This window comes from Vibrio sp. 10N.286.51.B11 (genome assembly GCF_041469245.1).
GTDB classification, from domain to species: domain Bacteria; phylum Pseudomonadota; class Gammaproteobacteria; order Enterobacterales; family Vibrionaceae; genus Vibrio; species Vibrio crassostreae_C.
In genome coordinates this window covers 35480-52266 of the sequence record NZ_JBFRKI010000012.1, presented here as the reverse complement: position 1 = coordinate 52266, position 16787 = coordinate 35480, and the positions used below count along the sequence as shown (strand labels likewise).

General features: G+C 44.2%; 12 protein-coding genes. 5 read left to right on the top strand and 7 right to left on the bottom strand.

What is annotated here, in order from left to right; translation table 11 throughout:
* Positions 1-414: 414 nt before the first annotated feature.
* Positions 415-1746, top strand: coding sequence for a carbohydrate porin (locus tag AB4154_RS07225; RefSeq protein ID WP_019821079.1), 1332 nt, complete (start codon positions 415-417; stop codon positions 1744-1746).
* Positions 1747-2053: 307 nt separating this feature from the next.
* Here the strand turns inward: AB4154_RS07225 and AB4154_RS07220 are convergent, their stop codons facing one another.
* A complete protein-coding gene (locus tag AB4154_RS07220; protein WP_048664698.1) occupies positions 2054-2932 on the bottom strand; it encodes a helix-turn-helix domain-containing protein in 879 nt (292 codons plus the stop codon).
* A gap of 142 nt (positions 2933-3074) precedes the next feature.
* Between AB4154_RS07220 and AB4154_RS07215 the strand changes: the two genes are divergently transcribed.
* A complete protein-coding gene (locus AB4154_RS07215) occupies positions 3075-5888 on the top strand; it encodes a glycoside hydrolase family 3 C-terminal domain-containing protein (protein ID WP_372122610.1) in 2814 nt (937 codons plus the stop codon).
* An 88-nt stretch (positions 5889-5976) separates the two neighbouring features.
* On the opposite strand, the gene AB4154_RS07210 is transcribed toward AB4154_RS07215, so the two are convergent.
* The 5 genes from AB4154_RS07210 to AB4154_RS07190 form a co-directional block, all read right to left on the bottom strand.
* Complete coding sequence (locus AB4154_RS07210; RefSeq protein WP_061038885.1) at positions 5977-6882, bottom strand: MalM family protein; 906 nt, start codon at positions 6880-6882, stop codon at positions 5977-5979.
* 176 nt (positions 6883-7058) lie between these two features.
* Positions 7059-7796, bottom strand: a complete 738-nt coding sequence (locus AB4154_RS07205) for a dienelactone hydrolase family protein (protein ID WP_136973590.1) — start codon at positions 7794-7796, stop codon at positions 7059-7061.
* A 222-nt stretch (positions 7797-8018) separates the two neighbouring features.
* On the bottom strand, positions 8019-8954 hold the full coding sequence (locus AB4154_RS07200) for a pyridoxal-phosphate dependent enzyme (RefSeq protein ID WP_136973591.1): 936 nt from the start codon (positions 8952-8954) through the stop codon (positions 8019-8021).
* Between the two features lie 92 nt (positions 8955-9046).
* Positions 9047-10345: a sensor histidine kinase gene (locus AB4154_RS07195; RefSeq protein ID WP_372122608.1), complete on the bottom strand. Its 1299-nt coding sequence runs from the start codon at positions 10343-10345 to the stop codon at positions 9047-9049.
* Entirely contained in the window at positions 10342-11019 is a 678-nt protein-coding gene (locus AB4154_RS07190) for a response regulator transcription factor (protein WP_065585153.1), read from the bottom strand. Before AB4154_RS07190 ends, AB4154_RS07195 begins: the two co-directional genes overlap by 4 nt.
* Positions 11020-11144: 125 nt before the next feature.
* Between AB4154_RS07190 and AB4154_RS07185 the strand changes: the two genes are divergently transcribed.
* Genes AB4154_RS07185 through AB4154_RS07175 form a run of 3 tightly spaced genes read left to right on the top strand, consistent with a single transcriptional unit; the run spans position 11145 to position 14099 of the window.
* Positions 11145-12164, top strand: a complete 1020-nt coding sequence (locus AB4154_RS07185) for a glycosyltransferase (protein WP_372122606.1) — start codon at positions 11145-11147, stop codon at positions 12162-12164.
* A complete protein-coding gene (locus tag AB4154_RS07180; RefSeq protein WP_372122604.1) occupies positions 12161-13648 on the top strand; it encodes an ArnT family glycosyltransferase in 1488 nt (495 codons plus the stop codon). Before AB4154_RS07185 ends, AB4154_RS07180 begins: the two co-directional genes overlap by 4 nt.
* On the top strand, positions 13635-14099 hold the full coding sequence (locus AB4154_RS07175) for a GtrA family protein (RefSeq protein WP_017062031.1): 465 nt from the start codon (positions 13635-13637) through the stop codon (positions 14097-14099). The genes AB4154_RS07180 and AB4154_RS07175 overlap by 14 nt, the downstream gene beginning before the upstream one ends.
* An 85-nt stretch (positions 14100-14184) precedes the next feature.
* Here AB4154_RS07175 and AB4154_RS07170 read toward each other — a convergent pair whose 3' ends face one another.
* Positions 14185-16575 (bottom strand): YgiQ family radical SAM protein, encoded by a 2391-nt coding sequence (locus AB4154_RS07170; RefSeq protein ID WP_372122602.1) that lies wholly within the window; start codon positions 16573-16575, stop codon positions 14185-14187.
* Between the last annotated feature and the right edge of the window lie 212 nt (positions 16576-16787).

The window sequence follows — 16787 nt, the reverse complement described above, 5'->3', positions numbered from 1 at the left end:
GGAACATACAATGTATGTTCCCTTTTTTATTTTGACGATTATTTGAGGAAGGCAATCGACGATGTATTCCGAAACAGGTTCTGAGTGATTGAACGGAGTAATTCGTCCTTAATATGTGAACAGTGATATTTTACTTGGTTCCATGATTGTTCAAACAAAATACTTAACATCTCTATTTTTGTGACTTACGCATAAGAAAGCGCTTTCTTTGGTGGGGTTGATCACGGTTTATATTCACGAGATCGATTTATACTCTTTCCATACCAACTGAGCGGTTAATGCCAATAAGGTTAAGAGTGCATAGTGAATGTGGGCTTAGATTTGATCTTCTTTAAATCTGTTCGATTGGTTTTTTTAAGAAAAATAAAGAAAGCGCTTTCTTTGTGAAAGTATAATTTGGAACATGGAGTTATTATGAAACTTTCTAAGCTTACCCTTGCTTGTTTAGTCGCTACAGCTGGCTTGTCTACTGCACCTGCTGTACATGCCGAAAAATCGGATGGATTTGAATTTCACGGTTATTTCCGTGCTGGTGTTCTATTCAGTGAAAATGATGATTTTAAACGAGCAAAGTTCCCAGCATCTAAAGAGCGTTTAGGTCGATTGGGTGTTGAGTCGGATAGCCACTTTGAAGTTGCACTGCAGAAAAATTTTGAGAATGACGGTGGTCAGAAAATTCGAATCAAAACACGAGCAGCAGCCAACAATGCGGAATATGCAACCAACCAACTTGGTGCCAATGCCGATGCAACCAACAGCGAAATTGGTATGGCAGAAACTTTTGTCGAGTTTGAAGGTGTATCTGAAACCGGTGTTGTATGGGGTGGTAAGCGCTTTTATGGTAAAGATAATTACATCTTTATGACCGACTTTTTCTACACGGATATGTCAGGTACTGGTGTTGGTATTGAAGGTGTTGAGCTAGGTGGTAATAAGTGGGACTTTGCTTATATTGCAAGCGATGACTCTGGCGATACAAGTTTCTGGGGTGACAGCAACAACATCATGCATGCACTTCATGCTGGCGTGAACTTTGGCAGTGTTGAGCTTCACGCTATGGCTAAGTATATGCCAGACAATATGGTCGATTTAGGTTTTGGTAATGGCCCAGAAGCATTCGCTGAGAATGGCTATGAAATGACGGCAATTGTTCACACTGAGTCTGTCTTTGGGTTGTCAGATAAAGGTTTTACAAAATACATCGCGCAGGCTGGTAAAGGCTTAGGTTCAGGTAACCTTTTAGGCGGTACTCTTACGACTTACAACACGTACAAGCCTGGTAGCGACTATCAAAGTTGGTTAACGACAGGCACGGGCTGTGGTACGTCTTGTTTGAAGGCTGTTGATGAAAACGATGTATCGCTACGTGCTTTAGCATGGGGTGGGTACTTTTTTGAAAATGGTGTGAATATTTTCCACTCTCTTCAAACCCAGTACAACGATTTTGACAATGGTGACACAGACGGCTGGGTATCAGCAATGGTGCGACCAACGTTCCCAATTTCAGAAAACTTCTTTATCGCTACCGAAGCTGGTTACATGTACAACTACGAAGACCGAAATGGTGAGTCAAAGAATTCTTATGATTACAAGCTAACAGTAGCACCGACTCTAGTTGTGCACTCTGGCTTCGGTCCATCTCCAGAAATTCGCTTCATGGCATCTTACCTTGATGGTGAAATGCAAGATGGTACGGGTAAAGAGGGCGACTTTGTTGTAGGTATTCAAGCTGACATGTGGTGGTAGAATTTTTTACCTTCGGGTCTTAAGTGATATCGAGCATACCGGGGGAGTGGTATGACGGCCTTGCCTTTAGGGCGGGCAAGGTTCTCGATATCCTATTTATTGCAATAGTTGAGCTCTTTCCTAGCAGCACAAAGAGTTTCATTTTTATTGCTATGAGTCTTCCATATTTGAGTTTCGTTTCAAATGTGTTCTTGCCAAAGATACTCATCGACCGCTTCGAAAGGAGCGGTTTTTTTATGTGTGACATATCTAATCTTTTAAGGCTTAAGGCTTAAGGCTTAAGGCTTAAGGTTTAAGGGGGAAAGGGTTATGAGTTATGGGAAGAATGTTGCTTTCTAAATTCGCGAGGGCTGCATCCATTTTGGGCCTTAAAACATTTGGAGAAATAGTTGCTGTCAGAAAAGCCGCAAGACTCAGCAATGTGTTGGATGCTTTTGTTGTCGTTTAATAATAAGGATGCCGAGTGTCGAATTTGAAGGTCTTTGACGTATTGGTTTGGGGATGTATTTAAAAACTGCCTGAATAACCTTTCTAGTTGCCGCTTGCTGATATAGGCCGCTTGCGCAATGGTTTCTGTATCTAATCCTACTTCTTTGTAATGACGGTCAATATGTGCGAGAGCACGGCTCAATGCCAGGGTTGTTTTTGGTAAGCTATGGGTCTGTTCTTGATATCGCCGAGCAAGTTCTATCGCAAGTTGCTGCATTGTGCTCGTCAATATGATTTCAAACCCCTGTTCTGCGTTGTCGTATTCCGATTTGATTTGTTGTAGAAGTCCATTGATTCGTTTCAACTGAGAAAGTGATAACGTAAGCTTTGCTTGATATTCAGATGCTTGTCGAGCAATTGGTTCTACCTTGAAAAGCGCTTGATAACCTGGCATTTGACGCATTGAAGGGACCTCAAAAAAAGGCAATGCCGTATCAAACATCAAGTTTACAATCTTCAGTTTATTTACTTCACAAAATCCATGTTCAATATCCCCATTAATAACAAATACATCTCCTGTACTTAAAGGGTAAGTGTGGCTAGCTACCGTATGCTTTCCACTACCACTCACAACTAAGAAAAGTTCAGAAAAGTCATGGCTATGTACGTCAAAGTCGAAATCGTGATGACCATCGACATAGGCAAATTTTATCTGAGGATATCTCTGATGACTTTGGAGTCTAAACTTGGTTTTCATGTCGCTATTTTACCTATTTCTGTCGCTTATTTGGTAGTTAAACGCCGTGGTTAAGATTACTATTTTTTGAACAAAGACAATATTAACTTTTAGAGCGAGAGGTCAAATTTTTGCTCTAAGTAAAAAAATAGTAGGACTTTAAATGAATACTGTGGAAATTCTCGAAGCACAGAAGCAGCTTGCACCCATAAGTCGACAAGCGGCTACTGAGGGCATTGTGCTACTAAAAAATAGTGATTCAATATTGCCATTGCAGGCTAGTGATACGGTGTCTCTTTTTGGTCGCTGTCAGATTGATACCTACCGAAGTGGCACTGGATCTGGTGGAGCTGTGAATGTCCCTTATTCCGTTAATGCATTACAGGGCTTGTATGAGAATCCAAACATCAATCTTAATCTCAGTTTGGTGGAGGTATACAAACGTTGGGTCAAGGACAACCCGTTCAATGACGGAGGAGGTGGTTGGGCAGCAGAACCTTGGTTTCAAGATGAAATGCCTCTTTCAAATTCAGTTGTGATGGATGCCGTTGCCAAATCTAACAAAGCCGTTATTTTTATCGGTCGAACGGCGGGTGAAGATCAAGATAATGCACAGCAGCAAGGCAGTTACAATTTAACCGCGCTAGAAATACAAATGTTGGAGAAAGTGACAGAATATTTTGATGATGTCATTGTGATACTGAACGTGACCAACATAATCGATATGTCATGGACAAGTTCACTTAAAGGTTCTGCTGCGATTAAGGCTGTTCTGTATAGCTGGGCCGCAGGTATGGAAGGTGGGCATGCTTTAGCTGATGTTTTATCAGGTGATGTTAGCCCGAGTGGACGTTTGACCGACACTATTGCGCACTCTTTATCTGATTATCCTTCCAGCGCTAGCTTCGGAAATAAAGAGCGTAATCTGTACCAAGAAGATATCTATGTCGGGTATCGGTATTTTGAAACTTTCAATCCTAAAGCTGTTCAATTTGAGTTTGGTTTTGGGCTGTCCTACACCCGCTTTTCCAATCAATTAAATGCGCTAACGATTCTTGGTTCTGGCTCTGAACAAGAGTTGGTCTTCGATATTGAAGTTAAAAACATAGGCGAGAAATACAGTGGTAAGGATGTGGTTCAACTGTATGTTGAATCGCCTCAAGGTCACCTTGGTAAGCCTTCACGAGCACTGATCGGTTTTGTGAAAACACCGACCTTGGACCCGCAAGATACGGTGTGTTTGACTATTTCATGTCCTCTATCTTCCTTCGCATCATTTGATGACTCCGGTAAAACGGGACACCCAAATAGTTACGTACTTGAAGCTGGAGAATATCACTTTTATCTAGGAGGAAGTGTTCGCCAGGCAAAGCTTGTTAGTGAGAGCGTTAAAATAGAAGAGCTGTTGGTTGTTGAGCAATTAACGGAAGCACTTGCTCCTGTCACCGGATTTAGTAGGTTGATCCCAAAAGGCAACGAGGAAAATGGTGTTTACAGTTGCGATTACGAATCTGTGCCGCTGCGAACTATTGATTTGAGTAAACGTATTCTGAGTGAGGTTCCAAGCTCTATTCCTCTTGGTGAAGATACGGGCATTCGTTTACTGGATGTTAAGCAGGGGCGAGCGAACATTGACGAATTTATCTCGCAAATGACCGTAAAGCAGTTAGCGACAATTGTTCGTGGGGAAGGTATGTGCAGCCCTAAGGTGACGCCAGGTACTGCTGCTGCTTTTGGGGGTGTTTCGCCGAGCTTATTTGATTTAGGTATCCCTGTCGTTGCAGCTGCTGATGGTCCGTCTGGTATCCGAATGGACAGCGGACATAAAGCATCTCAAGTCCCAATTGGTACATTATTAGGCTGTACATGGAACCCAGAACTGAATGAGAAACTATTTCATTTAGTGGGGAAAGAGATGCAAGCCAATCATATTGATACGTTGCTTGGTCCTGGGATTAACATCCACCGCCACCCTTTGAATGGTCGAAATTTTGAGTATTTCTCAGAAGATCCATTTCTCTCAGGGGTAATAGCTGCATCTCAAACTCTTGGTCTTAAAGCTGCAGGAGTATCTGGCACAATCAAGCATTTGGTGGCGAATGATCAAGAAACGTCACGGTTTGATGTTGATAGTGTTATATCTCAAAGAGCACTTCGTGAGATTCATCTGAAGCCTTTTGAAATAGCGGTAAAACAAGGAGGAGCTTCGAGTGTTATGACCTCCTACAACCCTATTAATGGTCACTGGGCTGCATCCAATTACGACCTCAATACTACGATTCTTCGTGGGGAGTGGGGTTATAAAGGGATAGTGATGACGGATTGGTGGGCAAAAATGAATGACCCAATCAAAGGTGGCTCTGAAAGTCGAAGTTACACATCCTTTATGCTTCGCTCTCAAAATGATCTTTATATGGTTGTTGAGCATGATGGTGCGGAAAATAACGTGTCGAATGACGATACGTTACAGGCGCTTGAAAACGGAACGTTGAGCTTAGGGGAGTTGCAACGAAGCGCGATGAATATTTGTCGTTTTATTATGGACTCTCCAGCAATGGGTCGCCCATTAGTCGCTTTTGATCCAGTTAAGAGCTTTGAGGCGACCCAAAATCTTAATAAACAACAGAGTAAAACTGATGGAGACTTTTGCTCTCTGACGGCAGAGCAACATGCAATAGTATTACCACTTAATATCAGAGAAAACCGTAGCATTGTTTTGGAAGTTAAACAGGCTGGTGTGTATCGATGTGCAGGTATTGTTAACTACGATAGTGGCACTTTGGCTCAATCTGCGTGTAGTTTAAGTCTCAATAACGTGTACGCGATGTCTCTATCAGTGAATGGTACTAATGGCGAGACAGTTTCAGTTGAGGGGCTCTCCGTTAAGCTTGATAAAGGCTTTTATTCTTTGGATATTGAATTCATCAAATTAGGCTTAGAATTGGAGCAATTAGTATTTTCGTTTATGCCTGAATAGGGCTAAGGGATAACAGTCGTTTATTTAACTCTCGTTGCTCAAAAAAGAGGTAAAGTGAGAGAAAATAAACGACTACTTTGAGGTTGAGTTATTGTGCTTTTTGATATTGCTTCATCGCGTCAACAAAGGAGTTTCGCATCCCTTCGATTCCTAATCGCTCAGATTCTTCAACGTAAGTCAGTGCTGCACTAAAATCTCCAGATGAAACCGAGTTTTCTATAAGAGTTTGATAAACCTCTTTCTTATTCAGTGTATTTTCCGTTAATAAATCTGATTGGGCTACGGTTGATTCTGGAATAATTTGTTGAACTCGCTTTTGACGGTTTTGTTCTTCAACAACGGTGGTTACCGCTGTGAATTTAAAATCAAAGGAGACTTTCCCGATTGCAGAATGAGGGATGGCGTAGTCCGTGTTATGAGCGATGTTTGCCTGGATATCACCAGAACGTATCGCCATATCACTTGGTTTTTCGACAGGAGTTGTTTCCGCGAGTGCTTCGCTGGTTGTGAATACGACCAAGTAAGCAGGAGCCTCGCCGTTTAAGTAACGTTCTTGCAGTTCGATTTGCGCGCCATATTGTGCACCATCAAGCAGGCTAAGTGGTTGGTACTTAATACTTTCATTGCCAATGACATCTAGCGGCTGGTAATTTTTGTCTAAGACTAAAAGTGACGGAACGAATGCTGAATAACTAGCATTTGAAGTCACTGAAAAACGAATAGCATCTAGTGTTGCAGGAAGCTTTAGCCCTCCAGCAAAGGATCGGCCCGATTTGAACTCGATCTTAGGGCTTGCTGTGGTGATCGAAACAGATGTTTCTTCTGGGTTCGTAACGCTTTGATATTGAATTGTACTCAGGTTTTCACAGCAGTTTTCGTTGTTCTGTAGTGACTCTAGCCCCGGAGAAGTTTTGTGGTAGCTAACCGGTGACTCTGTCACTGTTGAACAGGCGCTTAGTGCGAATACCGCTGGTAGAATTGCTAAATATTTCATAATTTCTCACAGTTAAAAAAGCATATCTGATTCAGAGTGCCTGATTGATAATAGAGACACACTACAAGAAAGCGCTTTCTTTTTGAGTGACGAACACCAAATTTAAAGAAATACTCGCTAATAATTAGTACGAATTAGGTAACAGGCTGCCGTTGGGCTGTTACCTAGATTGAAAGTTAACGAGATACCGAACTTAACAACTGAGTAAAGCGTTGCCATGATTTTTGGTCAGCTTCATGTTGATAGTTATTCGATCCGAATACTGTGAAGGCGTGTGGCGCACCACTATAAGTGATCATCTCATGCGGAACTTTGGTTGATTCAAGTTGAGCGGCGAGGCTTCCAAAGTCGTGCATTGAAATCATGGCATCAGCCGTGCCGTGGAACACGACTACGGGAGCTTTAGTCTGCGAGTAGTCTTGACCTTTTGGTGTTGATAAACCGCCATGGAAGGTGACATAAGCCTTCGAAGGAATGCCCGCACGAGCGGCTTCCAATACAGCGGCTCCGCCGAAACAGTATCCCATCATTACGTTGTTATCTAAGTTGCCGCCAAGTCTTTTCGCTTCCATGGCACCAGCGTTGAGCAACGTACGCATTTTTTCTCTGTCTTTATACAGCTCGCCTGTATGTTGCTTTTTATCTTTCACTTCCGTAGGGCGAATGCCTTTACCAAATAGGTCGATGGCGAACACGTTGTAACCGAGTTCGTTGAGCATCTCAGAACGTTTCTTTTCGTAATCGGTTAAGCCATCCCAATCGTGTATTAGCAGTACCAAAGGCGCTTGGTCACTGGCTTCACTCCAATAACCTTCGTAATCCATCCCATCGACTTGGTAAGTGACGTTTTCTCCTGATATCGCAGAGAAGGGCAGTAAAACTGAAAACAGGCCGAGCGTAGTGAGTTTTCGCATGCGTAATTCCTTTCGATGACAATTGACGTTCCAATCGAAAGTATAGATAACGCGATGATTCTCGCCAGATTTCTGTCTCTAACTTGAAATGTCTGGCAGGGATAGCAGGTGGCTATTACTGATAAACAGCCATCGAAAGGGAGTGCGATGGCTGTTCATGATGCGCTGAGAAATTCTCAGTTCGCAGAAACGCGGGGCATTAGAGTAGAAAAGAACGGATTACTACCAAGTAGCGTTATCAGCGGTGTGGCTACTTCGAAGTTCTGGGTACTTACGTTGATAGCGCGGCAACATCGACTCATTACCTAAGATGCCACCTTGATGGATATAGATGACGGTTTTGGTTGGGTTCTCTTCTTGCCATTGCTCTAAGCATTGCCACATTAATGGGTCGTAGAGCAGGTCGAATTCAATATCAGTTTGTTCTTGTAGATCCAACCAAGTTTGATAGTCCTGCTGGTACAACTTACCAAAGTGGTGTTTGGCTTTAAGCGGTAATATCTGCGGGTGATCGGTTTCGCCAAGCTCGTTGAACTGTTGCGTTAGGTAATCACTGCCGCCAACACATGCACAGGTTAATACCGGGATGTTGTGTAGTTTTAAATGCTTATGTAGATACAGAGCCGTGCTGCCTGTGCCTGCTGGCAGTGCCACAACAAAATCGTATTGGTTTTCAAAGCGAGTCCAGCTGAGTATTTCCATCGCCAGTTGTTTTACGCCATATTCAGAAAGCTGAGAGCGTCCACCTTCTGGTAACACAATGCATTGTGAGTCAGGTTGTCTTACTTGCTCAATATACTCTTGTGGATGAAGCTCAGAGCCTGTTTCTTTGACTGAAATAACCTCAGCCCCGAGATCGATAGCGCCACGGTAGTTGCCGAGTGGGCGTTCTTGTAGCCATCGAGGTAGGTGATCAACGTAAAACTCAAGCGTCCAACCTTTGATTTTTGCAAGTGCGGCTAGCGAGAACAATGAGTTGGCTTGAGCGGAACCATAGCTTATTAGGGTGGTAGTGCTTGGGTGCTCGTCTTCCAGTAGCTTCATGAACTTTCTGGCTTTGTTGCCGCAAAAGTGGGAATGAAGCTGATCGTCACGCTTTAAGAAAAAGGTGTGGTCGTTGTATTGATGTTGAGTTACAGGGCTATTATTTAGTTTCATCGCACTTAGACAAAATGCTGACTCAAGAGCCAGCATTTTTAAATCAAATAGGACGGACGAGTATCTAGTAGCCAGAGGCGGCTGTAAACCAACTAAATCAAGTTTTCGTTCGATATTGACGCGGATGAATCGGCTTGAAAGGTGATCTTGGCTGTGCATCCACCACAGCTGCGATTAAACAATTCAAAGTCCCAATGAAAACGCTGACACAAGTCATCGACAATCAACAAACCTAGCCCGTGTCCATTCGGGTTGTATTGCTCCTGCAGGCCTTCGCCTTGGTCTTCAATAATAAGACTGTCTTGAGAAAGGGTAATAGTTACTGTACCGCTATTAGTGGCTGCAATCGCGTTTCTTAACAAGTTACCGACCAACATATTCATTATCGCGCTGGTGGCCTGAATTGTGGGTTCTGATTGAACTTGTAAGGTTATCGCGACTTCCTTCTCGTCAGCCTGCAACGAATTTTTAGAAACGATAGTCTCTAGCTCTTGCTGGCTGAATAAACGTAGCGGTGCATCGTCACTGTTTCTTTCATAGCGAACGAGACCAAGCAGTGCATCGACCATTTCAGACATTTGAACAATGGCTTCATCAATACGTTCAACCTGACGAGATTGAAATTCGGTTGTTTCGCTTCTCAGTAACAGTTTGTTGGCACCACGAGCAACAGTCAACGGAGTTCTTAGTTCATGACTTGAGTAGCGTGCGAAAGCTTGCTCGCGTTTTACTAGAGAATTGATTTCTCTTCTGTATTGATTGAGTTGATCCGTCAACTGACGAAACTCCACCGCCGCATCGTCATTCACTCCAAATTCTTCGTTTAGGTTGAGCTTATTGGATTCCAATTGTTCGGAAATAGAATTGAAGGGTTCAATCAGTCGTTTAGATAATCGATAGAGCAGAGCACCAAAGCTAAAAATTAGAATAGAGAGTAATGTTAGTACAAAGGTGGTCGCATAAACCAGTTCGTAAATCTCAAACTCGACGCGGTCGATCTCGGAAAGCAGAACGATTGGGTGGGTTTGACCTTTATCAGAATACTCACCAACATACACCATGCGAGAGTTAGGTTCTTCACCTACCTCGCCAACAAAGCTTTCTTTGCCTTTAATGTATTTGAGGTATTCGGCAGGTATCAATGAAAGATCATTGTAGGCGATTGTCAGGTCATCAATTCTTAACGTACCGCTTTCCCCTGCTTGGAATAAACCAACCGCATAGTTACGGTCGATCAGGATGCGTCTTTCACCGACGCGATCTTCTGACATGTAGAGTGCGGCAACAAAGACTAAATAGACAAAGGCCGATACAATCACGGCCATTAACCCAAAGAAAACCGCTAAGCGGCCGGTTAGGGTTTTGGTGCTCGTGAGAACATTTAAAATCAATTCGATGACTCCAGACGGAATCCAACTTTAGGGACGGTAATCAACATCTGAGTATCAAACGGCTTGTCGAGTTGGTTACGTAATTGATAGATGTGACTGCGCAACACGTCATTGTTGGGTTCGTCTTCTTCCCAGAGTTTGTAGGAAATATCTTCGCGAGTAACCACTTCTGGTGCTTTTTGGCACAACATCTCAAGGATGGTGTAAGTGGTTGGGTTGAGTGCGAGTAACTTATCTTGACGGTAAGCTTTACGCGTTTTTTGGTCGATGGTGAGTTCATCAAACTGCAATTTAGAAGAAGCCACTTTTCCTCGGTAACGACGAACAAGCGCTTTCATTCTGGCTTCCAAAATATCCAAATCAAAAGGTTTGGTTAGATAGTCATCGGCACCATGCTCAAACCCTTTTAACATATCATCGCGGCTATCTAACGCAGTCAACATCAAAATAGGTGTCGCGTTGCCTTGGTCTCGCAGTTTATTACAAACCGTGAGGCCGTCCATTCTTGGCAACATCAGATCCAATATGATGATATCAAATGAGTTTTCCAACGCGAGTTGCAGGCCGAGTTCGCCGTTGTCCGCATAATCGAGTTCCATGCCAATACACTCAAAATAATCAAACAAGACACCTGCGATTTCACGGTTATCTTCGACTAATAGAACTCGTTTCATTTTGATTCTCATACAGAAATAGACGGTAACATTATCCTGAGTGAGCGTGAAAAATATGTCAATAACATAACTTTCACTTATGAGGGGGTAGATTGGATTCAGATTAAAAAATAGAAGAACGTATTATGTCTGAATTTCATATTAGCCGACCTAAAGTCTCCACATCACGGATCAATCCCGCCGTTTCACTATCGATCATTGTGCCGTTTTACGATGAACAAGAGGTGTTAGAAGAGTTTCATTCTCGCTTAACCAAGGTACTGGATAGCTTACCCATCACCAGTGAAATTGTTTATGTCGATGATGGCAGCAAAGACAACAGCTTGGATTTGGTGAGTTCATTCACTTCAATCAATAGCTCAATTTCTGTGATCGGTTTAAGCCGTAACTTTGGTAAAGAATCAGCGATGAGTGCTGGCCTCGAACACTGCCGAGGACAAGCTGTGATCTTGCTCGATGCCGATCTACAAGACCCACCCGAGCTGATTCCTCAAATGATTGCCAAATGGCGCGAAGGTTATGACGTCGTCAATATGCAGCGTAGCCAACGTGATGGTGAAACGTGGTTTAAGAAGTTTTCAGCAGCAAGCTTTTACAAAGTCATGAACGTGGCAGCGAAGATCGATGTTCCAGAAAATGTCGGTGATTTCCGACTGTTAAGCCGAGAGGTTGTCGACCATATCAACCAACTGCCTGAACGTAACCGTTACATGAAAGGCATCTTTTCATGGCCAGGTTTTAGACAAGCAACGATTCAGTTTAAGCGCGACGCTCGCTTCTGTGGCGAGACGAAATGGAACTACCTGAAACTCATCGGATTGGCGATGGATGGCATCACATCATTTTCTATCCGCCCACTGCGTATTGCGACGGCCGTTGGTGGATTAGTGGCGCTTACTGCTTTCGTGTATGGCGTCTTCATCGTGTTCAAAACCATGATGTTTGGTGAGCCTATTACGGGCTACCCATCCATGATGGTGGTTCAACTTGCCCTTGGCGGCATTCAACTTCTGAGTATTGGTTTAATGGGGGAGTACATCGGTCGTATCTTCATCGAAACCAAGAACCGTCCTTTGTATCTGATCCAATCGGTGGTCGATACCCCTGCATTAAAAACACATTTTAAATTAGAGGAGTCAGCATGAGCCTGAACCGAACGCACCTATGGTATTTGTTGGCTTTTGCATTGGTTCTAAGGCTCTTATCTCTGGCGACATATCCTTTAATGGACACCACGGAAGCGCGCTACGGTGAGATGGCTCGCTTGATGGTAGAAACCGGCAATTGGTTAACCCCTCAATTTGATTACGGCATCCCTTTCTGGGGTAAGCCTCCGATGTTTACCTGGATGAGCGCGATTGGCATTGAGCTGTTTGGTTTGAGTGAGTTTGCTGTGCGTGCGCCACACTGGTTAGCAGGTTTTGCGACGATTTTGTTGGTTGCGTACATGGCTAAGCGCACCGGACAAAGTGCCTTGGTGGCGGCCGTGGTATTGGCGACATGTGGTATTTTCTCTATTGCGGCAGGTGCTGTGATGACAGACATCGCGTTAACCTTAGCGATGACTATTGCCATGCTGGGTTTCTACCTATGTTGGCTAGGAGGAGAAGCGGGGAAGGGTGAAGGGAGTGCGAAGACTAATCGGTCTTGGGGTTATGTTGGTTTCATTGGTTTAGCATTAGGCTTGCTGGCAAAAGGGCCGGTAGCGATTGTCATCATGGGTATCGCAGTTTTCCCTTGGTTGGTATTACAACACGGCTTCTTTGGCGCTTTCAAAGTGTTATGGCAACGCTTTCCACTGTTGTCTGGCTTAGGTGTGATGCTGGCGATTGCCTTGCCTTGGTACATCATGGCTGAAATGGCAACACCGGGTTTTATTGATTACTTTATTGTTGGCGAGCACTTTAAGCGTTTTGTTGTGAGTGGCTGGGAGGGCGATTTATACGGTTCTGCCCATGACCAAGCAAGAGGCATGATTTGGATTTTCTGGATTCAAGCGGCTGCGCCGTGGTCGATTGTGTTGCCTATTTTGACTTTCGCCCGTCGTAAGAAAATCGCAGAAGTTAACGCTGAACATAGTGGGTTGTTTTCATTCCTTGTGTGTTGGTTGGTCTCTCCTCTAATTCTTTTCACTATGGCGGGTAATATTCTTCCAGCTTACGTCCTACCGGGTATTCCAGCCCTTGGCTTGCTGGTGGCAACGCTTGTGGTAGAAAAAGATAAGAAGTGGTTCTCGAGTGTGGCTTTGGTGCTACCTGTGCTGTTAATGATTGCGATGGTCTACCTCAACCTAGGCAAAGCGAACGAGAAAAGTGACCGTATTATCTTCGAGCAGATCACGGATGAAGCGCCGAGCTTTTACATCGGTAAACGACCGTTCTCTGGGCAATTTTACAGTCATGGACAAGCGAAAAAGCTACTTGATGTTAAGCAGTTAGATGGTATCGACAAGTTCTATCTGATTGGTAAAAGAGCGGAAGTGGAAACCAAGATTAAAGACAATGCGTTGACCTGTATTTTAGAGCCGACGGTGAAGATCAAGCGCGCTCTATTTAGTTGTCATAGCCAAAACATCAAACCAAATCTATCGTTGAGCCATATTCGAAGTGATGGCGATGTTCAATTTTAACTCGTCATCGAGACTGTTTAGCCACAAGTTCGACGTGCTAAACCAAAAACTACAACCTCATCATAAGATGATTAAATTCGCTATGGTGGGGTCGGGTGGCTTTGTTGTCGATTGTGCCGTGTTTGCGTTGCTGCATTACGTTATTGGGCTGCCGTTAATGAGTGCTCGAATTGGCTCTTTCATCGTTGCAGCAACGACAACCTGGTTTGGAAATCGAGTGTTGACCTTTGAATTCAAAGGGCAGGGGAATTGGTCCGAAAAGCTGATTCAATGGCAAAAGTTCATGTTCTCTGCATCAATATCGGCGATACCTAATTTGCTGTGCTTTAAGTTGATGACTGAATTGCTGCCTGCATTTACTGGGGCAGTGTTTATCGCAATGGCGGTTGGCATCTTGGTGGGCATGGTCAGTAACTATTTGCTTAGTCAGTATTGGGTGTTTGCTCGTTAGGCTATCTTGTAACAGACACAAAAAAGCGCAGCTAAATAGCTGCGCTTTGTGTTTTTACGATAGCGAAGTAAACTGGTTCGCGATATTAGCGTTGTGCTGCGCGCTGGCGGTTCTTGCCGTTACCCGCAGGTTTGCCACCTTGACCATTGCCCGTTTTGTTACGGTTTGGTTTGCCATTTCCGCCGCCATTACCTTGCGATTGCTGACCTCCAGGACCTTTCTTAATAAAGCCAGTCGCTGGTTTACGACCATTGTCATTACCGCGACCTTGGTTAGCATTGCCTTGGCTACCGTTGCTGTTACCAGTCGGCTTCTTGCCACCCGGTTTCTTACCAGAGTGGTTACGTGGGCTTTCGCCACCAAGACCTGGCTGAGATTTACTGTGCTTAGTCGCAAAGCGTTGTGAACCGTGACGACCAGACTTACGACGTTGTGCCGGTGTTTGTGCATCAAAGTCTTCTGCTGGTACTAGGCAGTTTGCTTTGTCACCAATTAGGTGCTGTTTACCCATGCTGATCAGTGCTTCACGGATGATTTTCCAGTTTTCAGGATCGTGGTAACGAAGCAGTGCTTTATGCAGACGACGTTGACGATCACCTTTCGGCACAGGAACATCTTCACGCTTCTTATATTTCACGCGTTTCAGAGGGTTAGTCTCTGAGTAGTACATCGACGTTGCATTACACATTGGCGATGGGTAGAAGTTCTGTACTTGGTCACACTCGTAGTTGTGCTTTTTCAGCCACATTGCTAGGTTAAGCATGTCTTCATCTTCTGTGCCCGGGTGAGCAGAGATAAAGTAAGGAATTAAGTACTGTTTCTTACCGGCTTCAGCGCTGTACTTCTCGAACATCTCTTTGAAACGATCGTAAGTGCCCATGCCCGGCTTCATCATCAGATCCAGTGGGCCTTTTTCAGTATGCTCTGGAGCAATCTTCAAGTAACCACCAACGTGGTGAGTCACAAGCTCACGAACGTATTCTGGAGATTCAATCGCTAAGTCGTAACGTACACCAGAAGCGATCATGATCTTCTTAACACCCGGTACTTTTCTCGCAGAGCGGTACAGGTCGATAGTGTGTTGATGGTCTGTGTTTAGCTTTTCACAGATTTTCGGGAACACACATGATGGACGACGACAGTTAATTTCAGCTTTTGGATCTGAACAACCTAAACGGTACATGTTCGCCGTTGGGCCGCCCAAGTCAGAAATAGTACCTGTGAAGCCCGGTACTTTATCTTTAATGTCTTCGATCTCATCCAAGATAGATTCTTTCGAACGGTTCTGAATGATGCGACCTTCGTGCTCTGTGATTGAACAGAAAGAACAACCACCAAAACAACCACGCATGATGTTAACCGAGGTTTTGATCATGTCGTATGCTGGGATTTTCGCTTTGCCGTACATCGGGTGCGGAACACGCTTGTACGCAAGGCCAAACACGTAGTCCATCTCTTCTGTGGTCAATGGAATAGGCGCTTGGTTAATCCAAAGCTCGCGATCACCGTGACGTTGAATCAGAGCACGACCTGAGTACGGGTTTGTCTCAAGGTGCAGAATACGACTAGCGTGAGCGTAAAGAATACGGTCATTGTTTAGCTTTTCGTAACCTGGGATACGAACCGCTGTAGTTTTTGCATCGTGACGAGAAGGGCGAATAGTAATAGGTTGCGCTTTTACTTCTTCTTTTTCGTCTTTCTTGGTATCACACTGAGTTTCAACTTCGTACGGGTTAACCGGAACATACGCTTTGTTCGGCTTTTCGATACGAGAAGAGTCAATGATCTTGAAGCCTTCAGGGGCCGCAGGAAGATTGATAGCAGTACCGCGGATATTGGTCAGCGTAGACATGTCTTCACCATCGGCAATGCGGTGTGCTACTTCAACCAGTGCACGCTCAGCGTTACCAAAAAGAAGAATGTCAGCTTTTGCATCAAACAATACAGAGCGGCGAACTTTATCTGACCAGTAGTCGTAGTGAGCTACACGACGTAAGCTCGCTTCAATACCACCAAGCACGATTGGCGTGCCTTTGTAAGCTTCACGACAACGTTGAGAATAAACCAGAGTTGCACGATCAGGACGCTTGCCACCTTCATTGTTCGGAGTATAAGCATCATCGTGACGTAATTTGCGATCAGAGGTGTAGCGGTTGATCATGGAGTCCATGTTACCCGCTGTGATGCCGAAGAATAGGTTAGGTTTACCTAGCTTCATGAAGGCATCTTTATTGTCCCACTTTGGTTGAGCAATAATGCCCACGCGGAAACCTTGAGCTTCAAGCAGACGGCCGATGATAGCCATACCAAAGCTCGGGTGATCGACATAAGCGTCACCAGTTACAATAATAATGTCACAGCTATCCCATCCAAGAGCATCCATCTCCTTTCTACTGGTAGGCAAAAAGGGTGCAGTTCCGTAGCACTCGGCCCAGTATTTTTTGTGTTCGTGAATAGGAGTGATATCGCTGTACATATTTCAACCTCTGATTTTTGAGGCGGGAATTATAGCGGCATGAGCCTAGACTAGCCAGTAGAACATGCCCCTGTTAGTTCTGGTGTCTTTCGTCTTTTTACGGTAAATGGCGACAAAAGAACCATACAACAGCATAGTTGAAGCCTTGAATAACGTCGCTAATTTGTGATTTTGATTAGTGTTCGCAGCAGTTTTTGATATTATTCGCGAAA